Genomic DNA, 24400 nt, shown 5'->3' on the forward strand with positions numbered 1-24400 from the left:
TCTTGGCAGGTTGCGTACAGCAGCGGAGTACAGCAACCACAGCCATCGGCATGGCTGCTGTCGACTCCCCAAGAGGCCGACGCGACCGTGATGACCTCAGATGACCGATCTACTCTGAGCTACGGATCAGAAGTGCCCCGTGCCACAACCGCGCCAGATTGGGCGGGGACTCACGGGGAACAGCGGCTGCTGACGGAGGCCACAGCCAGCAGCCGCCGAAGTCGGCATCCGGCAGGTCAGGCGCCAACTCGCCCCACCACGCTCCTAAGAGGGCGTCTCATTTGGCATGATCGGTAGTCTGTGGTCGTGACGATCGTGGAACGTCTGGTCCCGGACCAGTTGTGGGAACTGTTCGAGCGGCGCTGTCAAGTTGTTGAGCATGTCGGTGCCTGACGGCGCGTTGGGGCATGGTGGGCTTGCGGTTCGGGCTTGCGGTCAGGCTGTGGTGGGCCGGCTGGCAGCTTGGGTGATCTGGTCCCAGATCGCGAAGCGGACGGTCATCTCGGCTCGGTGGTCGGAGGCTGTCATCAGGTGGCGGTGAGGGCGGAAGTGGGGCGAGATGCCGCTGAACGCGGACAGGAACCGCTGGGCCTCGCCTACGGAACGGAATCCCTTCATCGCGCGTTCACGCTGCCGCGTGGGCTGGTGGGAGTTCTCCGCCCGGTTGTTCAGGCCCTTGTGGGAGCGGTGTTCCGCCGAGGGCATGACCTCGCGGTGTGCCGCGCTGTAGGAGCGGAGCGTGTCGGTGACGACCACCGTCGGCACCGTACGGGCCCCCACCAGGCGGCGGAAGAAGCGTCTTGCCGCGGTCTTGTCCCGCCGATTCCGGACGAGGATGTCGAGGACGTTGTCATTCTGGTCGATGGCCCGCCACAGATACTTCAGCTCGCGGTTGACCTTGATGAAGGCCTCTCCAGGTGCCACTTGTCCCCGGGCCGTGGGCGACGGCGGCGCAGTCCGTTGGCATAGGCCTGTCCGAACTTCAGACACCAGCGGCGGATCGTCTCGTAGGAGACGATGATGCCGCGCTGCAGCATCAGCTCCTCCACCTCACGGAATGACAACGGGAAGCGGAAGTACAGCCACACGCAGTGGGAGATCACCTCGACCGGGTACCGGTGCCCCTTGTACGACGGCGGCGTACTACCCACGGACAACCCCCTCCACCATGATCACCCCGAAGATCATCCCACCTGGTCAGCCAACGTGACAGTGCCCTGGTCGGGCATATATGACCACATCGACGAGGTTCGGCAAGGCGGCTTCGCTGATCTGCTGCGCCGCCACGGCGTACCGGCCGTGCTATGCGCCAAGTGCGAGAAGCCCATCACCTCCCGGCCCAGCGACGATGGCGGCGGCCCCGCGTGTGAGGGGACAGGGACAGGGCCGTTTCCTCCAGCACCTCGAATCGGCTGGTACACCGACAGCGAATTCGGGGTACCCCATCAACCTCAGTAGTTGATGATGCCGACGATTTCGTACAGCTTCCTGCCTCAGCCGCGTGACGGAGGAAGCCGAACGCCACGCCCGAGCGGAGCGCATGGTGAGCAAGGCCGGGACGGCGGCCGCCGTCCCGCAAGCGGCTTCGCTGGGCAGGACCGTGGTCCTGCCCTTCGATCGGCGTCGTTTCCACCCTGCATCTGGTGGCACGTAGGAGCAGTGAGTGTGGCGCTCATCGCACGCCACTGGCCTTACTGATCCCTCGCATGCTTCAATCCAGATGTTCAGATGTCCAACATTTGGAGGTCCTGATGGAAGGGTTGCGGCAGCCGCGTCGTGCGTCGACTCTGGCCGCACAGGTTGCTGACCAGTTGCGGGAGCAGCTGGCGTCCGGGCGGTGGCCGGTGGGCACCCGGATTCCGGGTGAGCAGGAACTGGCCGAGATGCTCCAGGTGAGCCGGAACACCGTTCGCGAAGCACTGCGGGCACTGGTCCACCTCGGTCTGCTGGAGGCGCGGGTCGGCGATGGCACCTATGTCCGGGTGACCAGTGAGTTGGAGGCGGTGCTGCTGCGGCGCACGGCCACCACGCGTGCGGCGGACGTCCTGGAGCTGCGGGCGGTGCTGGAGGAGCATGCCGCCGGCTTGGCCGCCGAGCGGCGGTCGGAAACCGATACCGTGCGGCTGCGGGAACTGCTGGCGGCGGCTCGCGAGAGCAACCGCTCGGGATCGATGGCGCAGGTCGCGGCCGCCGACGGGGCCTTTCACCTGGCAGTCGTGCAGGCTGGCGGCAACGAGCTGCTCGCGGAGCTGTACGAACACCTGGGCGGCGCCCTGTCGGCCTTCCTGGCGGCGCTGCCGTGGGACGACGATGTCGCTGCCGAACATGATCACTGGCATGCCGCGCTCGTCGACGCGATCGGTGCCGGTGACGCAGTCGCCGCCCGTTACGCGGCGTCCATGCTGGTGCAGGTGACGGGCCGGCTGGCCGCGGATGCCACCACGCAGCAGCGCAGTGCCGTGGAACGGGACCGGTCGTCATGCGGGTGAATGACGCGCGCGACGTGTCGGACTGGGGGAGGGCGGCAGCGCCGGGTGGGCGGTCCATGGTGTGGCTGCTGGCGGGCGTCGTGCTCGTCGCGGCGAACCTGCGTGCCGCGCTGACCGGTGTGGGCCCGCTGCTTCCCGGGATCGAGGCATCGACCGGCCTGTCCGGCACCTGGACCGGGCTGCTCGGCACCCTGCCGCTGCTCACGTTCGCCGCCACATCGCCGCTGGTCGGCCGGACCGCACACCGCTACGGCGCCCCGCGCTCCCTGGCCATCGCGCTGGCCGTACTGGCGGCCGGGCTCCTGGTGCGCTCCCTGCCAGGCGTGATCTTCCTGTTCGCCGGAACGGTGGTGGTCGCGGCCGCGATCGCCTACGGGAACGTACTGCTGCCTTCCGTCATCAAGAGCACCGTGCCGGAAGACCGGATCGGGCAGGTGACCGGCCTCTATGTCACTGCGATGGGTCTGCTGGCCGCGATCTCGTCCGGTGTGTCGGTGCCCATGGCCGACCACCTGACAGGTGGCTGGCGTACTGCGCTGGGGGTCTGGGCCGTACTCGCTGTGCTGGCCTTCGGGGTCTGGCTCCCGCGCTGCCGGCGCACCGGCCCCGCGGGGGCAGCGCCCGCCGTGCGAGAGCGCATCCCCTGGCGTTCCCCGCTGGCCTGGCAGGTCAGCGTGTTCATGGGGCTGCAGTCCCTCGGCTTCTACACCACGATCGCCTGGCTGCCCAGCATCGTGCACGATCACGGAGTGGGCGAGGCCGCCGCCGGGTGGCAGTTGTTCCTCTTCCAGATCGTCGGTCTCGTCTCCAGCAGTGCACTGCCCGTCCTGGCCCGCCGATGGAGGGACCAAAGGTTCCTGGCGGCGGCTGCCTCGGTGATCGTCGCGCTGGGCTTCGTGCTGCTGGCCGTGGCCCCGCAGTTGGCCGTCGTGTCCAGTGTGCTCACCGGCCTGGGCGGCGGAGCGTGCCTGGTCCTCGCCCTGGCCTTCCAGGGCCAGCGGGCTGCGGACGCCTCGCAGGCGGCAGCGCTGGCCTCGATGGCCCAGTCCGTCGGCTACCTGGTGGCCGCGGTCGGCCCGCTCCTCCTCGGCGCACTGCACGACCTCACCGGCGGATGGACGCTCCCCCTCCTGCTCCTGGTCGTGCTGACGCTCGCCCAGGGCGCCGTCGGAGCCGGCGCCGGCCGCGACCTGCTCCTGAAATCCACCTCCCAACTTCCCACTTCCGTACGGATCGGAGACTCACCGTCATGACCATGACCGCTCCCTTCAGCTACCTGGACACGCCGACCGCGGCACCGCTGTCGATCACCGAGCTGATGCCCGGCGCCTACAACCTCCTGGAATACGCCGCGGTCACGGCGGGAGAGCAGGTGCTGGTCCTGGCCGAACACGGCACCGACCCGGTGGTCATCCAGGCCGTCGCAGCGGCGGCCGCCTACCGCAACGCCGACGTGCACGTGCTGTCCATCCCGTCGATCAGCGCCGGCGGGTGGGACCGCGCGACGCCCTCACCGCTGCCGTCCGCCGCCCACGCCGCCGCTGACGTGGTGATCTCGCTGACCTGGTGGGGGGAGGTGCACACCGCCCGGCTGTTCTTCGACGAGATCGCCAAGCAGCGGGCCCGGTTCGTCTCCCTGCACCAGACGGCCACCGCCTCGGCCCTGTCCACCGGAGCCCGGTTCCCGCTCGAGCTGTACTTCGCGCTGGAGACCAAGGCGTACGCCCGGATCACCGCGGCACGGGAGATCCGGGTCGCCACCGCGCTGGGCACCGACGTCACCTTCCGCGCCTTCACCACCCCCGGTCACCCCAGCGCCCCCCTGACCGCCGGCATGTGGCGGCCCTTCCCCTACGGAGGCGCCAACTTCTACCCCGACCAGACCGACGGCGTGGTCGTCATCGAGGAATCCACTGTCACCGGCGTCCCCGCCGAGCGGACCACACTGGAACTGGAGAACAACCGCGTCACCGCCATCCACGGCAGCGCGGCCGCCGAGCTGCGGCGCTACGCGCCGGACGGCTACTACATGCGCCATGCTCTCATCGGGCTCAATCCCAAGGTCCGCTCGGCAGGCGGGACCCAGTTCGAACGCGAGAAGCACGCCGGCGCCTTCTACTTCGGCATTGACGGCCTGACCCCGCAGGGAGAGGTCGACCGCACGGGCCCCGGACACGCCCACTGCGACTGCCAGTTCGACCAGCCCACCATCACCCTCGACGGCCAACCCTTCGTCGACAACGGCTACCTCCTGCTCCTCGACGACCCTGACATTCAGGAGCTGGCTGGGAAGTTCGGCCCCGCCGACGTCCTTCTCAACCCCAATCCCCGCCTCGTCCTGCCGCCCCGCTACAGCCGCTGACCACAACCATGGGCAGCCCCGGCCGGCCAGACCACGCGCCGGGGCCGCCCACACCACATGGTGCGACGTGCCGGGGCACATGCCGGCATTCTTCACAGGCGCACCACCACGTCACTCGGCCTCAGCAGTAGATGGCCCGGCCCCCGGCCCCGCCCGGCGGCCGTCTGACGTCCGCCGCACCGGCCTTTCGGGGGTCCAGCCAAGGTACGTGCAAAAGGGGCCATGACGTGATCTTGGAGTCCTGACCGGCCCCACCGCCGTCCCGGTCAGCGTCTACCACTGTCCGGGGTCGCCCGTCGTGGATATGGAGTTTTCGATCTTGGCCAGGGGTCTGGGGTGTGAGTATGCCCGCGCGGGCGGGCGTCGCTCGCGTCGGCTTCGGGTTGTAGAGCTTCGGGATGACGTCGATCGAGCGGACCGCGTATCCGCGGTTCAAGCGGCTGATCACCGCGCGTGAGCTGCACCTGTTCTTCTCGCCGAGCCGGGAGGAGGTGGAGTGGGCGGTGGCCCGGACGGGCTCCGACGGGCACCAGCTCGCGCTGCTGGTGCTGTTGAAGTCCGGCCTCGGGGAACATCGGTACAGCGGTTATCGGTGAGAACGATCATGGTCAGCTAGCACAGTGATCCACTTTGCTGCTGGGGTTCGGTGAAATGCCTCCGGGCCTGCTCAGGGGCTGGCTACGGTGCGGCCCCGGAGCTTGTCCGTGACGATCACCCTCGGCACGGCCCCGATTCCTTGAGGAGCCGACGGAAGAAGCGCCTGGCCGCAGCCTTGTTGCGCCGGTTCTGGACGAGGATGTCCAGCACGTTGCCGTCCTGGTCGACCGCGCGCCAGAGGTACTTCTGCTCGCCGTTGATCGTGATGAAGACCTCGTCAAGATGCCATTTGTCGCCGGGGCGGGAACATCGGCGGCGCAGCGCGTTGGCGTAGGGCTGCCCGAACTTCAGACACCAGCGGCGGATCGTCTCGTAGGACACGATGATGCCGCGCTGCAGCATCAGCTCCTCCACCTCACGGAATGACAACGGGAAGCGGAAGTACAGCCACACGCAGTGGGAGATCACCTCGACCGGGTACCGGTGCCCCTTGTGCGACGGCGGCGTACTACCCACGGACAACCCCCTCCACCATGATCACCCCGAAGATCATCCCACCTGGTCAGCCAACGTGACAGTGCCTGCTGGACGTCACGGGTGGGGAGCCGACTGGCTCGACGGGCGGCTCGGCCAATGTCTCGGGCGGCTCGGCCGGCGGGTCGTCGACGGCCGGCGACGACGGGACCACGACGAACGGCGGCACCCTGGCAGAAACCGGCTCCTCGACGCTGCCGATCACGGGCGCGGCTGCCGCAGCGGTGGCCACGGGCGCGGGCATGCTCTTCATCGTGCGCCGTCGCCGGACCCAGAGCCCGAGCTGACGACCTAGCGGCGGTCGCTTTCACAGGCGTCGAGGCGTACAGCGGACAGGTAGTGCGTGCTCTGAGGGTTGACGTCTGCGGACAGTAGGAGTTTGCGGTCCGACGGGTCGAGGACCTCGGTCAGTTCATGGATGGGGTAGCCGAAGAGGTCGAAGTCGCCGAAGGCGACCGGAACGTCGGCGGCCCGGACCGGGACGCGCTCGGTCCGCTCGACGATCAAGTGCCCCATGATCTGATCGGCACAAGCCGTGCAGGCATAGGCCGTGACCACGATGTCGCAGTGAACGAAGAAGAAGGTCCAGTGCGCTCCGCACATCCACCCGCCGGCGCGGATGTCCGCCAGAGTTGACGCCGTCCACTGCGCCGCATGCTCGGTCATGCCGAATCGCAGGACGCCTGCGTTCGCTGGGAGGACGAGCCCGGTGCCGGGCATCAATCGAAAGGTCACTCGAATAGTGTGCCGGGACGCGTCGGTTGGGCCACCCCGCTTGCGTTCCGTTCGTCCTTCAGCCGCCTCGGATCAGGCACATAGCCCCCGCCCGACTACCGCCCGCGTCCTACCAGCGCATGCCGAGCTGGTCGAGGTCGGCCCGGCGTTGCTCGGTGAGATTCCCGGCCCGTTTGCGGACGTTGTCGAGCCACATGCCGAGCTTGACCACCACGACCCCTTCAGCGCCGCCCTGACGACCTCCCGGGCCCTCTTCCATCTCCAAGTGCTCGGCGTGCTTGCGAGGTACCCGCAAGTGCCCCTCACGGCCATGGAACTGCCGTGCGGCCGTGAGGTTGAGTGCCCACATGTCGTCCTGTGTCCGTTTTACCGGCCGCTCTGCTTCCTCGGCGGGTTCGATTCCGAGGACGTTTTCCAGGAGCCATTGCTGTGCGGGAAGGAGTTGTTCCCACCCGTGCCGCTGCGCCGTGACCCACCTTCCGAGGTCTTCTCCTTGCACGATCACTTTGCCGGCCGCTACCGGCAGGGTCCCGCTGTTCTGGAGGAGGTTCTGGGTGAGGCGGAAGCAGCGTTGCCACCCCGTGTCCCATACCGGGCACCACCCCGGATCGATCTCCTCCAATGCTGCGCGCCGTGCCTCGGTCAGCGCGCCCGCACTGGTGGGGACGGGGAGGCGGGCCTGTCGCCGCTGCGCGTTCTGTTCCGCTGCCCGGGCGGCGTATCGCTGGTTCTTGGTCCAGGTCCCGACCGGGTATCCGTCCCATACCGCGGTCGAGGGAGGAAGAGGGTGCCCGTGCACGGCCGCCCAGGCACGGGCAGCCGTCATGTCGTTTCGTGGGGTGTAGTTGAGGTACGGGGAGGGGTGTGTGCTGGGGGTATCCGGGATTGGTTGAGACCGTGTGAGCGCGGGTTCGCGAGGGCGTAGGCCTGCTGGTCTGGGGATGTCTCTTCTTCGTTGAGATCACCTTGGCGTTCCTCAGATAGCGTCAACTCCTCAAGGCCCAGGTGTGTTTTCCCTGGTCACAGCCTTCTGCGTCGACCGCTGGGCAGAAAAGAAGAGGGGCAACCGGCGGGGTGCGCGGGATCCGTTCATGGCGGGGCGGTGGTGGGTTTCGGCGAGGTGATCGATACGGACCTGTTCGAGGCTTTGTTTGGTGATCCGTTCGCTGCCGTCGAGGATGCTCGTGATCGCGGCTTGGCGGATCAGCTGGGTGAGGCTCCCGATTCTTCCTGCGGTCCTTTGGTGGAGGTAGGCGGTGTGGCGGGGGAGTGTCCCGGCCCGGTGCGCGCGGAGATCGAGTGCGGTTTCTACGCCCGCGATCAGTTCTCTGAAGGGTTCGCGTGTGCCGTGCCGTGCCGGGAACGCCCCGCATTCCACGAGGGAAGCCCGCCCGGCGAGCTGGGCCCCGCGCACACCGCTGAACAACGCGGTGGTGGTGACGTCGATGCCCGCGTACACGAAGGTCGCACCGATGCGTTCGGTGAGGTCTTTGAGCAGGTCGGTGGTTTCCGCGCCGGTGGTGGTGCGGGGGTTGAGCCGGTGGATCTCGTCGATGAGTACCAGACGTACGCACGCATGGTTGTAGGTGTGGCAGACGGCGTCGGTGATCTGGGCCTGGGTCATGCGGGCGGTGACGGGGATGCCGAGGTAGCGGGCGAACTCGGCCGCGAGGCCTTTCGCTGTCGCCCCGGGCGGGACCAGCACGTACGCGACCGGCACCGCGGCATGCGTGGTCCCGGCCGGTGCCGGCTGGCTGTGGGTGTGGGCGAGGTGGCAGGCACGCCCGACGTGGAGCAGCGCGGTGGTCTTCCCGGCCGCCGCCGGCCCGGTGACGATCAACGAGGGCCGGGCGGTGGTCTGCTGGTGCCGTCCCAGGATCATCAGGGTCCGCACGTTCGTGGTGAGGGTGTCGATGGCGGGGGTGCGGACGGTGACGAACGCGGAGTGATAGGCGAGGCGTTCCTCCACGCTCCGTTCCGGTTCCCCGGAGGCTGGCGGCTGCGGGGGAGGGGTGGTCGCGAAGTGCTGCCAGCCCTGCCAGGTCGTCACCGGCCATGCCCCGCCGGCATCATCGGCAGGCATACCGTCCTCGCGTTCGCCCCGTCCACTCACGCCCGCCGTGCTCGCGACGACGCTGCCGGCTGTGTCCGAGGCATGCCGGTTCACCACTTGAGGGCCTCCTCCTGGGCGTCGTAGAGCCCGTACCCGGCCACCGGCACGGCCGGGCCGTCCACCGCCTGGTCTTCGCCCTCGGTGGTGTCTTCTCCGTCCCTATCGAGGACGTCGAGGCTGTCCTCTCCCACGCCCGTGGCCACCGAGTCCAGTTCCTGCGCCTGAACCCCGGGCCGGGAGTGGGGTGGCGGGGGAGTGCGGATGGTGGTGGTGCGGGCGAGGAGGTGCTGCTCCTGGGCGGTGGCCTGTCCTGCAAGGGCCCTGCGCATCAGCTGATCGAGGGCTTCGGCGAGGTCGGCTTCGGCACGCTCGGCGTCCGCGCCTGCACGGTGGGCGGTGGCGGTGCGCAGGTACTGCCAGGTGCGGTCGTTGAACGGCTGGTGGGCGTGTTCCCGGTGGATCCACGGGATCTCGATGAGGCCCAGCCCGGGAAGGCGCACCCAGATCTGGCGGACGTCGTGCGGGTTGGCATGGACTTCCCATTTCCCACCGCGGGCCGCCACGTTGGAGGGCTGCCCCCGGTGCGGGCCGAGGAGGTCGTGGTCGTAGGTGCGGTGGTGGAGACGGATGCCGTGCTCGGTGATGGCCTGCCACCGCACTGGCAGCAGCTCCAGATAGTCACTGCCGGTCAACGGCACGGGCACGTATCCGGCGACGGCGACCAGGGCCGCCCACATCTCGTTCGGGGACAGTGCGACCTTTGGCAGCATGGGATGCCGCAGCCCCTGGTGCGGGCGGTGGTGGTAGTGCACGAGCCATTCGTCGAGCAGGTCCTGCAGCTGGGCGACGCTGTAACAGGCTTCGCGTGCCACGTCTTGGCCGCGGCGGGTGACGTCGGATCCGGTGTAGCCGGGCAGGTGCTGGCAGAACAAGGTATTGATCGATCCGAAGGTCCGCTCGACGATGCCCTTGTCACGAGTCGTCCACTGCACCCGATCAGTACGGTCAGCCCGGAGTTGTGAGGGTGACGCATCCCTTCCATCCCTGGTCCGGGCAGGAGTTCACCTTCGTTGACCGGCGCCGGACCTGGGACGAGGACCGGGTCGCCTTCCAGGACGAGAACGGCCAGTTGGCGTCGCTGCCTGCGGCCTGGACGAATATCGACCCGGTCGATCCATTCGTCAGGATGGCAGCGGGCCGGTGCCCGTTCCGGGTGGAGGACCTCCTGTCCGTGGCCGGACTGATCGACGCTCTCCGCGTACGGGCGTCGGGAGGATGATGCCGGCGAGACCGGACTGGAGATGACGATCTGTCACTTCCCGCCGGGGACGCAATGCCGTTGCTTGACTACTGAACTATCGCGGGGTGCAGCGTGATGACTTTGGCTGTGACCCGTCGTGTCGGCCGCCGGTCGCGGGTGTTGATCCGGTAGGAGAGCTTCGAGGAGTACTTCGAGTCCGGGCGCTTCAGATGCCGGTCCGCCTCCCGCAGGCGCCTGGCGCCGTTGTCGAGCTTCCGGTGAACCTTCGCCGCCAGCACCACCAAGAACTCTTTGATCTTCGTGGGCGTGTCCGTGCACTGGCGGACCACGCTGCGCCGTGCGTGCTTGAGGACCTTGACGAAGGAGACCCGGTCCGGATCGATCCTGTTGTCGTCGGCCAGAGCGATGATGATCTGGGTGAGGCAGTGGTGTACGACCAGATGTGCCCAGACCTCCTGGCGCACCAGATCCGGGTCGCCTGAACGCAGGACCTCGGCCGGCCCACGCTGGAAGGTCTTGATCTGCCGGAATGCCGACTCCGCCTCCCACCTCGAGTGGTAGATCCCCGCCAACTCCGCCGCCGGATAAGCAATCGGGTCCACCAGATCGGTCAACAGCCTGACCACCTCGCCGCTGTCGACGCGGTACTCGATCACGCGGACCAGCACTCCGCCGGGATGCGCGCCTTTCTGCCCGGCCAGGTTCATCCTTGCCAGGTAGGTCCCGTCGGGCAGGTGCTCGACCGGGCGAGCCGCGACGCTCGAGCGCGCCCGGATCAACAGATGGGCCCCGGCCCCGGTGTATGCCTTCCATAACGCAACCCCGGGAAAGCCCCGGTCCATGATGACCAGCATCCCGGCGGCTGAGTCGGCCATTTTGATCGCCAGCTCCGGCTCGCCGCCGTTGAACCCGCCCACCGCCGCGTCGATCTGCGCATGCGTGCCGCACTCGGTCAGCGTCACGACCCGCGCCTGCGGGAAACCCGCGGGCTGGCCGTTCTTGACCGGCCCGCCGAACGCGGCCCGATTGGCCGTCGTATCCGGCACGTCCAGCACGAACCCGTCCACTGCGGCCAGCCGCATCCCGCGATAGAAGGCGCTCTTCAAACCGACGGGAGCCAGCGGGCCAGCCAGCTCGCGGAACAACGTCTCCAAGACCCGCGGTCCCAGACGCCTGCGCGCCCGCGTGAACGAAGACTTGTTGGGAATGCTCTCGCTCAACTCCGGGTCGCTGCCGACCAGTTGCTCCGCCACGTCGTCATAGGAGTCCTGCTGGAACAGAGCCAGGGCGAGCGTGAAGTAGACCATGAACCCGGCCGGCAGGGCGCCGGATTTCTTATCGCGGACCCCGCATTTCTCCAGCACTCCACCGACGAGCTCCGGCGTCACCCAACGGGTCACTACCCCCAGTCGCACATGATCGGATATCCCCACCCACGGATGCATGCCGGGTCCAACGACCCCGTGCCCTCAACGTCACCTCGAACTACTTGCCCTGCTCAAGCAACGGCATTGTGTTCCCGGTGGTAGGTGGCACACGCTGATCTGAAGGCCGGACTCGGTGGCCAGAACCGCGAGGTTGGCCTTCCACGCTTTGGCACGGGTGCTGTTGGAGCCGCCGCCGTCGGCGGTGATCAGCAGCCGCTTCGCGCCCGGATATGCGGTGCTGCCTTCCTCGTTCCACCAGCGGCGCAGGGCGGCGACCGCGAACGCGGCGGTGTCGTGGTCGGTGCCCACCACGACGAAGCCGGTGTTGCGCCCCACGTCGTAGATGCCGTAGGGGATCGCCGTGCCGGTCGCCTGGGAGGGGAAGTCGTGGTCGAGGACCTTGACCGGGGCGCCCGGCCCGGCCCATTCCCGCCCGCCTTGCGCGAACAGCCCGATCTGCTCCTTCTTCTTCGTGTCCACGCTGATCACCGGGTCCCCGGCGTCCAGGAACCGGCTCACCACGGTGTTGAGGTGGCGGAACTGGGCGTCGCGGTCAGGGTGGGTACTGCCCGCCAGGACCCTGGCGTTGCCGCGCAGGCTGAACCCGGCCTCCTTCAGCAGCGCGGCGATCGTGTCCCGTCCCGCCGCGTGTCCCCGGGCGGCCAGCTCGCCGGCCAGGTTGCGCAGCGATTTCGTGGTCCACGTCAGCGGTCCTATCGGATCGCCCTGCGTGCTGTCCTCGACCAGGGCCAGCAGCGCGGCGCGCAGCCCCGGGTCCTTCTTCGCCGCGGCCGGGCGGCCCCCGCCGGGGCGGCGTACCCGGCCGTCCGGCTCGGCGTCCTCCTCCAGGTCGGCCAGTCCCCGGCTGACACAGCCCTTCGAGACCCCGGCCGCCGCGGCGACCGCGGCGATCCCGCCGTGTCCGAGCTGCCGAGCCTCCGCGCCGTACAGCAACCGGCACTGTCGCTCGTTCAGATGCGGAACCACCGCTTCGAACTTCGCCCGCAACGGACCGATCAACTCATCAAAACGTCCCATACCACATCAACGAGCCCAAGTCCCGGAAGCAACCCGTAGATTCCCGACGAGCCCCCGGGCTTTCACTTCCTACCCGCTGAGTTGGTGCTGAGAAGATCAAGCAGGTCAGGCCCCGTGCTGGGTCCTGATGACCTGTGTCAGTGGGTGTTGACCGATTGCCAGCGAAGGCCGATCAATTGACTTCTGTGCCAGTTAGAGATGACTGCCTGCGGGTTTGTGACAGTGGAGGATGACCGCAGACGGCGACGATGACTCTGCTCGACGGGTCTGTAGTGTGCGGCAATGACAAGAAGCGAGCGGCTCGCGGAGCAGTTGGACTGGTACTGGCGCAAGAACCTGCGGCCACGGCTGGACGGTCTTACCGACGAGGAGTACTTCTGGGAGCCGGTGCGCGGCTGCTGGAGCATCCGCCCACGTGGCACGTCGGCCGCATCGATGTCGGCAGGTTCGGGGAAGTGGACGATGGAGGCGGCCCCTGACCCGGTGACCACGATTGCCTGGCGGCTGGCGCACATCATCGTCTCGTGCCTGGGCTATCGGGTCGGATGGCACTTCGGCGGCCAGGACGTCGACTCCCAGACATTCGCCTACGCGGGGACCGCTGACGAGGCGCTAAAACAGCTCGATGAGATGTATGGGAGATGGAACGCGGGGGTCCGCGAGCTCTCGGACGCTGACCTGGAGAATCCGCCCACGGTGGGTCCCAGGGTGATTTCAAAGTCCGGGTGAGCTGGTGAAGGTGCTGGTCACGGCGGTATGACGAGGCATGATGTGCCCGGTCCGTACACAACGAAGCCCCGGTTCAGTGCCGGTGACCGATCAAGTCGTGCAGATACCCTGTGGTTCATGACCGAGCAAGTCGTTTCCCTCGCGTGGCGCTGGACCGCCGAGACGTCGAGCGACGGCGCGCATCGCTTCTGCGGGATTCGTGTAACCGCGCCGCCCGGCGAGATCGGCGATCCGGACGCCTGGGCGGTCGTCGGGCTGGTTCAGGGCGCGATCGACGACATGCTGAAGAAGCTGGCGTTGCAGCCGGTGTTGCACGCCGCGGCCGGCATGGGCGTCGCAACGCTGTTCGCCGACTTGCACGCATGGCACAGCGAAGGCCTGCGGCCGGCGTTCGCCGCAGCCGACGCCAATCCGCGCAGCTACTTCGCGTTGCCCGAGGCTACCGAGCTCTTCGATGCTGAGGATGCCTATCTCGTGCGCTCGGGCGCAGCCGGCGCCCGCCTGCTGTGGTGCGACTACGCGACCAAGGAGGTCCGGGAAGTCGCAGTGGGCTTCGATGCTTGCCTTGCAGGCTGGAGGGCCGTGCGCGATGCGATCGGGCAGGATGGCAGAGCTGTAGTCCCGGTGATCAGGCAGACTGGCTGGTCAGGCGATACCCAAGAGGTCGAGCGGGCGGGTGAAGGGTTCGTAGGAGGCGTGGCGGAGGCCGGCAGCGATGTTGCGGTATCCGTGCTGCCGCAGCGTGTTGATCGCCAAGTTGCGGAGGGTCGCCATGTTCTCGGGTCCGTGGCCGATGTGGATCCTCGAGGCGTCCTCGCCGAAGGTGCTGTCGCGGACGAAGTGCAGCCGGTTCTCGATGATCCACTGTGACCTGGCGAGCTGGCCCAGTCGCTGGGGTGAGGCTTCTTGCGAACTCAAGTCGGTGATCGCGTAGACGGTCTGGCGGCTGACTGTGCCGGATTTGAGGTCGGTGCGGTGTCGCAGGATGCGTACGGCTTGGACGGCGTGGGGGAAGTCCAGGCCGAGACCGGTGACGGTGAGAGCCCTGGTCACGCGGGTCTCCCGCCGGCCGTGGCCGATCTCGCGGTCGTAGCGGCGGGCGGTGACGTCCTTCCACGGCAGTGACCGCAGTCGGCGGTGCAACTCAGGTTGGTTGGCCTTGACCACGAGCAGGTAGTGGGCCTTCTTCTCCTCCACCAGGAAGCGCGCGTGGGCGCGCTGGGTGTGCAGGGCGTCAGCGGTGACGGTGACCCCGGCCAGGTCGTGGCGAGCCAGCAGAGCCGCGAAGCAGGTGATCTCATTGGTCTTGTCGGGGACCCGCAGTTGGGTGACGGTCCGACCATCTGCGGTCATCGCGGCCAGCAGGTGGGCGGCGGGCGATGTGCCGTGCCGGGAACCGCGGGCGGCCTTGCCATCCACGGCCACCGGGTCCGCACCACCGGGATCAGCGCCGGTCAGCTCGGCCAGACCGCCGGGACAGACCAGGTTGACGACCCGTCGGATCGTTGACGCACTGGGCCCGATGCGCAGCCCCAACGCGCCCGCCACCCGAGCGCCCAGCCGGGCCAGGGCCTGCTGCGGAGCATTCGCAGACCACTGGCCGATCGCCGCATACGAGCGCGCGCCGGCGACCACCGCCGAGGCGGCAACCAGCAACACCGCCACGAACGGGTGACGCACACCGCGTCGCCGACGCGGATCGGGCAGCACCCGCAAACGTTCTGCCAGCGAGAGCTTTGCTACATCCTCCAGAGCGGGCGACTTGACGAGACAGACGGTGGCAGACTGACAGCACATCGAAGCTCCAGCGGTGCAAGGCGACTTGGGAAGGTCACCTCGTTCAACTGGAGCTTCGATGCATACGTGACGGGCCGCCCCGGACTCTCCAGGCCGCTCTGGCCTGGAGAGTCATGTGATCACCGGGACTTTGAAACGCCCCTGCGGTGGGTCCCGAGCGGTTTCCCATGGAGGGCATCGTCCTGCACGTCAACAGGGAGCTGGTCCATCACGGCGCCGAGATTTCCCTGCTGCGCGACCTCTACCGCTGGCAGGACGGAGCCGTACCGCACCGAATATGACTTTCGGTAACCGGCGATCGAGCTTCGGAAACTTACGTGGACTTCGTGACGCTCCATGGCTGCTGCCGCCGAGAGGCCTCACGATCTTTAACCGCCGTTCTGCGCAGGTAGAAGGCCCTGGCATCCCGGGCGAGCGCCACGACAGGGCCTTCTAATACTCCAGCTGTAGATCGCGATCTTGCTGGTCGGGGATGTGGTCATGGGGATGGATCGATATCGGATCGCCTGAGGCGGTCGTCAACTGGCAGGCTGCTTCCATGGATCACGCGGAAGTACTGCTCATCGGTGGGCGGGCCGGTGTCGGCAAGACGACGGTGGGGTGGGAGGTTTCGGCGTTGCTGCGCGCCGTGGCGGTCTCCCATGCGGTCATCGATGGTGACTTCATGGGGCAGGTGCATCCGGCACCAGAGGGGGACCCGCACCGTTCGGAGATCACGGAGAGGAATCTGACGGCCGTGTGGGAGAACTTCACCCGGCTCGGCTACTGCCGTCTGATCTACACGAACACCGCGAGTGTGCTGCCTGACGCGACCGGTATGTTCGAGCGTGCCATGGGGGCGAAGGTGCGTATCACGCGGGTCTTGCTCACCGCTTCCGACGTCACCGCCGGCGAGCGGCTGGTCGGCCGGGAACTCGGCTCGGAGCTGGAGCAGGAGCTGGAAGGCGGTGTCCGTAAGGCACGGCTTCTGGACCAGCGGGCCTGCGCGGGGACCGTGCGGGTGGTGACAGACGGACGGCCTGTCGTGGACATCGCGCGCGAGGTTGTGACCGCCACCGGCTGGGCCGGGAAGCATGCCGCTCGCTGCTAATGATCGCGCTTGTGGGCTGGTCCGGGAACGGATGCGGCCACCGTTGATCATCGGTGTGTGAAGACAGAAGATCAGACGGTGGCCGCAGGTCACAGCGTAGATCCTGCCCGCTGGCAGGAGACGTTCGAGGTCCTGATGGGCCGTATCGCGGGGCGGTTTGCCCGGGTGGAACCACGGCGCCGGGCGCGGGCGTTCGTGCTCGGGCTGCTGTCGGAGCTGCCGCGCAAGAACTGCTGGACGCTTGCCGAGCACGCCGGGGACGCGAACCCGTACGGCCTGCAGCACCTGCTGTCGCGGGCCAAGTGGGACGCCGATGCGGTCCGCGACGACATCCGCGGCTTCGTCGTCGAGCACCTGCACGACACCGCGGCGGTGCTGGTCGTCGACGAGACCGGTGACCTTAAGAAGGGCACGAACACGGTCGGCGTGCAGCGTCAGTACACCGGGACCGCCGGCCGCATCGAGAACAGCCAGGTCGCCGTCTACCTCGCCTATTCCACCCGGCGCGGACACGCGGCGATCGACCGCGAACTGTATGTCCCGCGTTCCTGGACCGAGGACACGGTCCGCTGCCGGGCCGCCGGGATCCCCGACACCGTCGGCTTTGCCACCAAGCCCGCACTCGCTGCCCGCGTGATCGGCCGCGCCCTGGACGCCGGCGTCCCCGCGTCCTGGGTAGCCGGCGACGAGGTCTACGGAGGCAACCCGCACCTGCGGACCGCACTGGAGAAACGGCAGGTTGGCTACGTCCTCGCCGTCGCCCGTGACCACCAGATCACCACCCGCGCGGGCATGCTCCGCGCCGACACTCTGGTCAAGAGGCTACCGAGGCGGGACTGGCAGAAACTCTCCGCCGGCACCGGAGCCAAAGGCCACCGCTTCTACGACTGGGCCCTGGCCGACATCACCGACGACCAGCCCGGCCACCACCAGCTGCTGGTCCGCCGCAACCGGCGCACCGGCGAACTCGCCTTCTACCGTTGCTACTCAGCCACCCAGGTGCCGCTGTCCGCCCTGGTGCAGGTCGCCGGACGCAGATGGACGGTCGAGGAGACCTTCCAGTCCGGCAAGGGCCTGGCCGGACTGGACGAACACCAGGTCAGACGCTGGACGTCCTGGCACCGCTGGGTCACCCTCGCGATGCTCGCCCATGCCTTCCTCGCCGTCGTCCGCGCCGGCGAACACGTCCGCCACCCCGGCCCGGACGAGCTGATACCGCTCACCTGCAACGAAATCCAGCACCTGTTCAACACGCTCGTCGTCCGGCTCGTGCACGACACAGCCCACCGGCTCGTTTGGTCCCATTGGCGACGCCGCCACCAGGCCCGATCACAGACCAGCCACTACCACCGACAACCCACTCAAGCATGAAGATCGCGATCTACAGCTGGAGTACTACTGACTTCGGCGTGTTAGGGTCTGTCCGGTCTGTCGAGAGCGAGGCCCGTCCCGGCGAGGAATCCGCCGAGGATGCCGTGCCGGTACTGCAGCGCTTTGAGCCGCCTGCGGAGCAGAGTCTCCAGCTCGCTGAGGGTGCGGGCGGTCAGGTTGGCCAGGCTTCGCTTGATGTGCGCCCACAGGCCCTCGACCGGGTTGAGGTCGGGCGCATACCCGGGCAGCAGGACCACCGTCAGCCGGTCCCGCTCGGCAACGAGTGCCTTCATCGTCTTGGAGATGTGGGTGTTCAGCCGGTCCCACACCACGATCAGCGGGGCGTTGAGCAGTTGGTGGGCGCCATCCAACAGGCGTATGCAGTCCGCCTCGCCCAGCGAGCGACGCTCGCCCTTGCGGCCGGTATGCCGACGCAGCCGGTAGCACAGACGGGCGGGCAGGCCCGGCCGGAAGCACAGCAGAGCGGCCACCGAGAGACGTCCCCGGCTCCGGCCGGACACCTTGACCCTCGGGGTGATGCCGCGCCGGCCCCAGGTGCGGCCCTTGGGCGGCCGACCGGTCACGCCCGCTTCGTCCTCGAAGCAGATGAACGCGCCGGTCGCCGCCCGGCGGATTTTACCTCCCGCCAGGTCGCCTGCGCCATACGGTGATCGCGTCCTCGTCGCGTTCGGCGGCGGGCCGGGCAGGCATCTGCACGCTGCAGCCCATGCGGTGCAGCAGCCGAGCGACCCCGGAGACGCTGTAGGAGAGGTGGAACTTCCGCCCGATCAGCGTGCGTACCCGCGCGGCGGTCCACACCTGGTCGTCCGCCCAGCCGTGCGCGGCCGGCCCCTCATCAAGCCACATCGCGAGCCTGGTATGCAGGTGTGGGCCGAGCCGACAGTCGTAGCCGCAGGGGCCTCTGGAACGCAGCGCCTCGCGTCCGCCCGTCCTCCAGGTACGGCGCCACTGGTAGACCGACTTCTCACTCACCCATAACTCCCGGGCGATGCACGGGACTTCCACGCCCTCATCGAAGAGGTCAACGGCCCGCATCCGTACCTCTTCCCGGCGCCTGCGCTGCTCGGCGGTCAGCCCGCCCCCGTCCGGATACCGCATGCCTCCGGCGTACCAGCCCGGACGGACCGCGTCACCCCTCCCGACGCAAATCCAGACCCCGAAACGCCGAAATCAGTAACTGCATGTTCGAAGTTGGCGAAGCTTCCATGAACATCACCAAGGCCGCCTCCCACCGCGCTCAACCTTCCCTACGTTCTTCCACGGGACCGGGCGAGCCCTTCGTATGGTTGGCCCACCCAGGGGCGTCGGGTGTGGCTTTCAACCTTCTGCCGCTTGTGGCTACCAACGATTGGCCGCCCGACGCCCCACGACGACTCGGCTGCCAATTAGGAATTGCGAATGATCGCTCCGTAGGGAATCGACAGCGAGGTCGTCCGTCGGGAAACACCCGCAGCACACCGTACGGAGGCACCACATGGCCGCGATATGGGCCGGCATCGACGCAGGAAAGACCCACCACCACTGCGTCGCGATCGACGAGAGCGGCCGCCGACTGCTGTCACGGCGCGTCGCCAACGACGAACCCGAACTCCTCGAACTCCTCACCGACGTCATGGCCCTGGGCGACGACGTGACATGGGGCATTGACCTGGCCGACGGCGGAGCCGCCCTGACCATCGCGATCCTCCTCAACCACGACCAGCCGGTCCACTACATCTCCGGACGGGCCATCCACCGCGCCTCCGAGAGCTACCGCGGCGAAGGCAAGACCGACGCCAAGGACGCCGCCGTCATCGCCGACCAGATCCGCATCCGCCGCGACCTGCACCCCATACGCACCGGCGACGAAGCCGTCATCGACCTCAAGATCCTCACTCGCCGCCGCATGGACCTGGTCGCCGACCGCACCCGCACCGTCAACCGCCTCCGCGGTCAGCTCACCGGCATTTTCCCCGGACTGGAACGCTCGATGGACCTCACCAACACCGGCCCCCTCACTCTGCTGACTGGCTACCAGACTCCGGCCGCCCTCCGCCGGATCGGCAGCAAACGGCTGGAGACCTGGCTCCGCAACCGCAAGGTCCGCAGGGCTGATCAGCTCGCCGAGACAGCTGTGCAGGCCGCCGACCGGCAGCACACCAGCCTGCCCGGGGAGAAGCTGACCGCCCAGATGGACCACACGCTGGCGAAGGAAGTGATGGCCCTTAACCAGCAGGTCGCGGAGCTCGACAAGCTCATCGAGGTCCGGTTTCGCGATCACCACACCTTCGAAGTAATCACCAGCCTGCCCGGACTGGGCGTCATCCTCGGCGCTGAGTTTCTGGCTGCCACCGGCGGCGACATGAGTGCCTTCGGCACCCCCGACCGCCTCGCAGGCTTCGGCGGCGTCGCACCGGTTCCCCGCGACTCCGGCAAGATCAGCGGGAATCTGCGGCGCCCTCAGCGATACAGCCGCAGACTCCAGCGCGTCTTCTACACCTCGGCGCTGTTCAGTATCCGAAGGTGTGAGGAGTCCCGACGGTTTTACGACCGCAAGCGAGCCGAGGGCAAGCGCCATACCCAGGCCGTCCTCGCCCTGGCCCGCCGTCGCGTCAACGTCCTCTGGGCCCTTCTACGCGACGGACGGACCTATGAGCCCTTGCCACCAGCGGCGCTTGCAGCGTGACGCCTCTGTCGTACAGCCGATCTGCCAGGTCAGCGGTAACACGGTCGACTGACGGGCAGGCTTGCGGGAGTATCCGCTTGCTGGCATCCGACGGTGAGGAGCCCGGTGATCACTCAAGGAGCAAAGGTCACGGCGCGGTGCGACGACTGCGGTGGCGTGCTGATACTCGACGTTGGCCAGTACATCGACCATGGGCAGTTGTGGTGGGGCACCGAAGGTGCGTGCACTGCCTGCCCCAACGGGTGGTGCGAGCAGGACACAGGCGGAGCGACTCCTGAAGAGATCAGGAATGCCCTGCTGGCAGAGCATGGGCCCGCACGGCTTCGCCTCACGGACGACGAGTCGAGCCTCGTCCCCGTCTTGCGAGTCCTGCGCGAGATGCTCCACCTGCCCCTGGGCCAGGCACGGGTGATGGCCAGCGCGCTCCAAGAGACTGGCCTGGTTGGCACGCTAGTCGAGATGGGGCTCATTGCCGACGGGCTGCAACGCCGATCAGTCGCTACAAAGATCGAGAGGTGCGAGACATCGGCCGACTGAACCCCCACGCACCCAACCAGAACGGCTTGACAAACGGCATTAGGAATCGATGTCACCAAACACGCAGTCGTCAGACTCCGATGACAGACGAGCAAGATCCGATGGCAGAGGACAATCGATCAGGTCGTCGGGGAAACGGAAGGACGTCATCCACATATTCAATCAGGTGTTCGAATTTCGGTGCGGGTTCCCGCACAGGCCCTGCGGCGCCGGCCCGGCCGGGCCCGAATCAGGGTCGCCGCCTACTGGGCACCGGACCGACGACGAGCACGACCAGGACCGCACGGAGTCGACACCGCGCCGACGGCTGCTGCCGCCTCCCCACCCCGCAGGTCCGGTAATGCGATGTCTTCCGGCCGCTCGCACTCAGTGGCTGCGTAGGTGAGAGCGGAGAGCAAATGTCGGTGATTCCTGTCCTTTGACAGTGAAGTTAGTCGTGTGCGCGCGCTGGCCTGGCCCGACTGGGTTGGATGTCAACGGGAGGTTGATCTGTCGGTGTCCTGACTGCTCGTGCTGGCTGTTGGCGGCCAGTCCCACGGCACGAACCCGCGACGACCGTGAAACGAGCCGAAATCCTCACCGCACACGTCCGCTTGAAACAGCTGGCCGCGGTCCGCGTGACATCCGTTGTCCAGTCGTCGTACGACGGGGTGCGCCGGGTCACTGATGTTCCGTAACCGGTTTGCCGATCGGACCGGGAGTGTGGCCGGTCGGCCGATGCGGTGTCGCGGGGGAACGCCTAGCGTCGTGTTGACCAAGCCACCGCGCTTCGAGGGGAACATTCGATGGACCAGCGAGGGACGACCGGAGTACACGCCGACGCCACGGCCGTGGTCGGAGCGACCACGGAGTTCGAGCCGGACGTCATGGACCTGCTCGTGGAGACACTGCGCCGTGCGGTCAGGAGCGAGATGTCGGCCGTGGGGACGGACACCCTGCTGGGGGAGCTCGTGATGGGGGACACGGACGCCGGTGAGGCGATCGCTCCGGGGATGCGGAAGGCCGGTTCGCTCAGCGGCATGATCTCCGGTCGGGCGGGCCTCGGTTGGGTGAGCGACGACGAGGTGCACAGTGCGCCGGTCGGAGCCGGCGCCGATGAGGAAGCCCATCAGGAAGCCGATGAGATAGAGGTCGATGCCGCCTGGCGTGAGGCACGGTGGCGCTTCGGCCTTGGTTCGCGCGGATCGGCCGCAAAGAGCGGCCGGGCGCTGCCCGGGATGACCGGGGCGATGCGTGCGTGCCTGCTGCTCGCGCTCAGGTCGGCCCGCGTCGAGGGGACGATCTCGGTGCGCTGCCGGCACGTGGCCCGTGCCCTGTTGGACCTGCCGGACACCAGGGCACGGGAAGCCCTACTGCTGCAGAGGCTGGATACGGCCGCCTCGGCAACCGCGCTCGACGGACTGGACGCGAGCGCCCCAGCGGAGACCGAGGGACCGGAATCCCGCGGCGTCACCCTTCTTCGCCGGGCCGGAACGCTGGGTAAGAGCGGTAACCGCCTGACACGCGCGCTGACTTCATGGACCTCCGGGGCCTCCCAGAACGGCTCACCGGTTCTGTTCGCGGTGACCGTCGAGGGCGTGCGGCAAGCGGTACGGTGCGGGCGTGCCGCGGCGGAGCCGGTGGATCTCCTGCTGGGGATACTGGCCCTGGACCGGGCGCTGTCCGTTGCCGGGCGCTCGCTTCCCGGGAGTCTGGCAGACGCCAACGCTGCTCCTGCCCTGATGCGCCGACACGGCGTACGGCAGATTTCCCTGGTCTCTTCGGCTTCGGCAACCGAGTCCGTTCCGGTTCCCGACGGCTCCGAGGTGTGGCTGTCCGCCGCCGCCGACCGGACCATGGCGGTCGCACGGCTGTCCGCCGCCGAGCACGGTTCGCCCACGGTCGGTACGGTCCACCTGCTGTCCGCGCTGCTCGACGAGTCGGCGACGGATACGGACGCCGGGGCCGGTGGCGTGGTCGTACGGCTGCTGGCTGCCGGCCGGGTGGACGTCGCCGCGTTGCGGGCAGAGCTGAGCCTCCGGCTGGGCGCATGACCCCCGGGGCCCGCCGTGCGGCGACCGCCACCGCCGCAGCTACCGTTCCTCCCGGGAGATCCACGGTGGCGGGGCAGGGGTGATCATGAGCCAGGTACCCAAAGACACACGGCCGTTGCGCCTGTCCGTACGGCTGGGACGCACGCTGACCGGTGTGTCTCGGTGGGTACGCCGCGAGGTGGCCGAGAGCTGGGCCGAGGTGCGTGCCGCCGAGCGCCGTACGGTCGGCGTCGAGGCGCTGGTCTGTGCCCTGGCGGCAGCCTTCTGCCTGATGCCGCTGCTGCTGGCGCCCCCGGAACAGCCAGCGTCGGCGGTGCTGGAGGGGGTGTGGGCGGTGCTGCTCGTCCCCGCTCGGCGCGGTCGGCCGGTCGCCGCCGTCCTAGGCGCCTCTTTGCTGCTCGTGGGTGCCAACGTGTGGACGCTGGCGGTGGTGCCGCTGATCGTGCTGTCCGCTACCCGTCGTATCGCACCGCCGAGGCGTGCGTGGCAGGTCGCCGGGATGGCCTGCGCCGCCGTCGGTGTCCTGACCGTCGTCTGTGCCCTCATCCGGTCCGATGACTTGCCGTCGGAACTGGCCGGCAACGCGGTCTCCGCGGTGCTGCTTCTGCTGCTTCCCACTCTGGCTGGGAGCCTGCTGGGGCGGCGGCGGCCCCTGGTCAGCCTGCTGCGGGAGCGCAACGCCTATCTGGAACAGGCCCGCACGCTGACCACTGCGGCGGCCCGGACGGAGGAACGGACCCGGATCGCGGGAGAGATGCACGATCTCCTGGGCCACCGGCTGAGCCTGATCTCCGTGTATGCCGGGGCGCTTGAACTCGCTGCCGCGCGGCAGGCACCTGCCCTCGTCGGACAGGCCGGTCTGCTGCGCACGACGGCCGGTACGGCCATGGAGGAACTGCGCGAGATCCTCGGTGTCCTGCGGCACGTTGACATGACAGACCTGTCGGACAGGACTGGGGAGGAGAGGGGAACGCGTGAGGACATCACCGCTCTGGTGACGGAATCCCGGCAGACAGGCAGCACCGTCGAGTTGGACTGGTCCGTTCCCGACACGGCCGAGGTGGGCCTTCGTACGCGTCAGGCGATCCACCGGGTGGTCCGCGAAGGGCTGACGAACGTTCTGAAACACGCGTCCGGTGCGCCCACCAGGGTGGAGGTCAGGGACACGGACAGGGGGATCGAGGTGTCCGTCACCAACGACGCACCGCGCGCGGCGGGGCACTCCCGCGGAGGAAGTCGCAGCGGGCTGGCCGGCTGCCAGGAGCGGATCTCGTTGCTCGGCGGCGCGTTCGAGGCGGGCGCCTTGCTGAACGGCGGTTTCCGCATGGCGGCCTGGCTACCCACCCACGGGAACAGCCCCCTGGAATTCGCCGCGCTCCCAGGGGCTCTTACCGAAACCCCTCCGGACACGGCCCGCCTTCCGTCCGGCAGCATCGGGCAGTCCGGCGGCATCGGACGGGCAGGAGCCCGTGCCCCGCTGCCGGACGAGATCCTGACCTGGCCACGAGTCCTGGGATCCGGCTGCGTGGCGCTGCTCGTGGTCATGCCGACGGTGGGCTTCCTCGTCGTACTGCTGACGGCGGCAGCCCTAAGATGAGCTG

At 68.1% G+C, this 24400-nt stretch carries 19 protein-coding genes and 5 pseudogenes; 13 read left to right on the forward strand and 11 right to left on the reverse strand.

Annotation, left to right across the window (positions count from 1 at the left end):
- Positions 1-435: 435 nt before the first annotated feature.
- A pseudogene (locus tag OG611_RS26885) lies at positions 436-1151 on the reverse strand (IS6 family transposase).
- A gap of 600 nt (positions 1152-1751) precedes the next feature.
- Between OG611_RS26885 and OG611_RS26890 the strand changes: the two are divergent.
- The 4 genes from OG611_RS26890 to OG611_RS26905 all read left to right on the forward strand — a co-directional run bounded on the left by OG611_RS26890 (position 1752) and on the right by OG611_RS26905 (position 5447).
- Positions 1752-2489 (forward strand): FadR/GntR family transcriptional regulator, encoded by a 738-nt coding sequence (locus tag OG611_RS26890; RefSeq protein ID WP_266424888.1) that lies wholly within the window; start codon positions 1752-1754, stop codon positions 2487-2489.
- Between the two features lie 56 nt (positions 2490-2545).
- Positions 2546-3742, forward strand: a complete 1197-nt coding sequence (locus OG611_RS26895; RefSeq protein ID WP_266424890.1) for an MFS transporter — start codon at positions 2546-2548, stop codon at positions 3740-3742.
- Positions 3739-4851, forward strand: coding sequence for a hypothetical protein (locus OG611_RS26900; protein ID WP_266424893.1), 1113 nt, complete (start codon positions 3739-3741; stop codon positions 4849-4851). The genes OG611_RS26895 and OG611_RS26900 overlap by 4 nt, the downstream gene beginning before the upstream one ends.
- A gap of 398 nt (positions 4852-5249) precedes the next feature.
- The gene (locus OG611_RS26905; RefSeq protein ID WP_266424895.1) at positions 5250-5447 is read left to right on the forward strand and encodes a DUF4158 domain-containing protein; all 198 of its coding nucleotides are present in this window, start codon (positions 5250-5252) and stop codon (positions 5445-5447) included.
- Between the two features lie 95 nt (positions 5448-5542).
- On the opposite strand, the pseudogene OG611_RS26910 reads toward OG611_RS26905, so the two are convergent.
- Positions 5543-5964: pseudogene (locus OG611_RS26910) on the reverse strand (IS6 family transposase); the annotation flags it as partial.
- 218 nt (positions 5965-6182) lie between these two features.
- Here OG611_RS26910 and OG611_RS40930 point away from each other — a divergent pair.
- On the forward strand, positions 6183-6269 hold the full coding sequence (locus OG611_RS40930) for a hypothetical protein (protein WP_353962571.1): 87 nt from the start codon (positions 6183-6185) through the stop codon (positions 6267-6269).
- Positions 6270-6273: 4 nt separating this feature from the next.
- On the opposite strand, the gene OG611_RS26920 is transcribed toward OG611_RS40930, so the two are convergent.
- The 4 genes from OG611_RS26920 to OG611_RS26935 form a co-directional block, all read right to left on the reverse strand.
- On the reverse strand, positions 6274-6648 hold the full coding sequence (locus OG611_RS26920) for a hypothetical protein (protein ID WP_266424901.1): 375 nt from the start codon (positions 6646-6648) through the stop codon (positions 6274-6276).
- Between the two features lie 178 nt (positions 6649-6826).
- A complete protein-coding gene (locus tag OG611_RS26925; RefSeq protein WP_266424903.1) occupies positions 6827-7543 on the reverse strand; it encodes a helicase associated domain-containing protein in 717 nt (238 codons plus the stop codon).
- A gap of 168 nt (positions 7544-7711) precedes the next feature.
- Positions 7712-8800 carry a TniB family NTP-binding protein gene (locus OG611_RS26930; RefSeq protein WP_266424906.1) on the reverse strand — a complete coding sequence of 363 codons (1089 nt, stop codon included), beginning with the start codon at positions 8798-8800 and terminating at the stop codon, positions 7712-7714.
- Positions 8801-8880: 80 nt separating this feature from the next.
- The gene (locus tag OG611_RS26935; protein WP_266424909.1) at positions 8881-9822 is read right to left on the reverse strand and encodes a Mu transposase C-terminal domain-containing protein; all 942 of its coding nucleotides are present in this window, start codon (positions 9820-9822) and stop codon (positions 8881-8883) included.
- Between the two features lie 32 nt (positions 9823-9854).
- Here OG611_RS26935 and OG611_RS26940 point away from each other — a divergent pair, with 32 nt between their 5' ends.
- A complete protein-coding gene (locus OG611_RS26940; protein WP_266424912.1) occupies positions 9855-10109 on the forward strand; it encodes a DUF5372 family protein in 255 nt (84 codons plus the stop codon).
- 68 nt (positions 10110-10177) lie between these two features.
- Here OG611_RS26940 and OG611_RS26945 read toward each other — a convergent pair whose 3' ends face one another.
- Positions 10178-11536, reverse strand: a complete 1359-nt coding sequence (locus OG611_RS26945; protein WP_266424674.1) for an IS4 family transposase — start codon at positions 11534-11536, stop codon at positions 10178-10180.
- Positions 11537-11605: 69 nt separating this feature from the next.
- Positions 11606-12556 (reverse strand): annotated as a pseudogene (locus OG611_RS26950) (ISAzo13 family transposase); the annotation flags it as partial.
- Positions 12557-12838: 282 nt separating this feature from the next.
- On the opposite strand from OG611_RS26950, the pseudogene OG611_RS26955 reads away from it, so the two are divergent.
- A pseudogene (locus OG611_RS26955) lies at positions 12839-13261 on the forward strand (DinB family protein); the annotation flags it as partial.
- 669 nt (positions 13262-13930) lie between these two features.
- Here the strand turns inward: OG611_RS26955 and OG611_RS26960 are convergent.
- Complete coding sequence (locus tag OG611_RS26960) at positions 13931-15082, reverse strand: ISAs1 family transposase (RefSeq protein WP_266424915.1); 1152 nt, start codon at positions 15080-15082, stop codon at positions 13931-13933.
- Between the two features lie 149 nt (positions 15083-15231).
- Here OG611_RS26960 and OG611_RS26965 point away from each other — a divergent pair.
- The 3 genes and pseudogenes from OG611_RS26965 to OG611_RS26975 form a co-directional block, all read left to right on the forward strand.
- Positions 15232-15363, forward strand: a pseudogene (locus tag OG611_RS26965) (DinB family protein); the annotation flags it as partial.
- Positions 15364-15620: 257 nt separating this feature from the next.
- Positions 15621-16172 (forward strand): hypothetical protein, encoded by a 552-nt coding sequence (locus OG611_RS26970; RefSeq protein WP_266424918.1) that lies wholly within the window; start codon positions 15621-15623, stop codon positions 16170-16172.
- A gap of 135 nt (positions 16173-16307) precedes the next feature.
- Positions 16308-17543, forward strand: a complete 1236-nt coding sequence (locus OG611_RS26975; RefSeq protein ID WP_266426260.1) for an IS701 family transposase — start codon at positions 16308-16310, stop codon at positions 17541-17543.
- Between the two features lie 41 nt (positions 17544-17584).
- Here the strand turns inward: OG611_RS26975 and OG611_RS26980 are convergent, their stop codons facing one another.
- Both OG611_RS26980 and OG611_RS26985 read right to left on the reverse strand, forming a co-directional pair.
- Positions 17585-18127, reverse strand: coding sequence for a transposase (locus tag OG611_RS26980; RefSeq protein ID WP_266424921.1), 543 nt, complete (start codon positions 18125-18127; stop codon positions 17585-17587).
- Positions 18128-18179: 52 nt separating this feature from the next.
- Complete coding sequence (locus OG611_RS26985; protein ID WP_323180239.1) at positions 18180-18662, reverse strand: winged helix-turn-helix domain-containing protein; 483 nt, start codon at positions 18660-18662, stop codon at positions 18180-18182.
- 376 nt (positions 18663-19038) lie between these two features.
- Between OG611_RS26985 and OG611_RS26990 the strand changes: the two genes are divergently transcribed.
- The 3 genes from OG611_RS26990 (at position 19039) to OG611_RS27000 (ending at position 24396) form a co-directional block, all read left to right on the forward strand.
- Positions 19039-20229, forward strand: a complete 1191-nt coding sequence (locus tag OG611_RS26990) for an IS110 family transposase (protein WP_266424924.1) — start codon at positions 19039-19041, stop codon at positions 20227-20229.
- A 1322-nt stretch (positions 20230-21551) separates the two neighbouring features.
- Positions 21552-22799: a Clp protease N-terminal domain-containing protein gene (locus OG611_RS26995; RefSeq protein WP_266424926.1), complete on the forward strand. Its 1248-nt coding sequence runs from the start codon at positions 21552-21554 to the stop codon at positions 22797-22799.
- Positions 22800-22884: 85 nt separating this feature from the next.
- Complete coding sequence (locus tag OG611_RS27000) at positions 22885-24396, forward strand: histidine kinase (protein WP_266424929.1); 1512 nt, start codon at positions 22885-22887, stop codon at positions 24394-24396.
- Positions 24397-24400 lie beyond the last annotated feature (4 nt).

The organism is Streptomyces sp. NBC_01363 (assembly GCF_026340595.1).
In the GTDB taxonomy this organism is placed as follows: domain Bacteria; phylum Actinomycetota; class Actinomycetes; order Streptomycetales; family Streptomycetaceae; genus Streptomyces.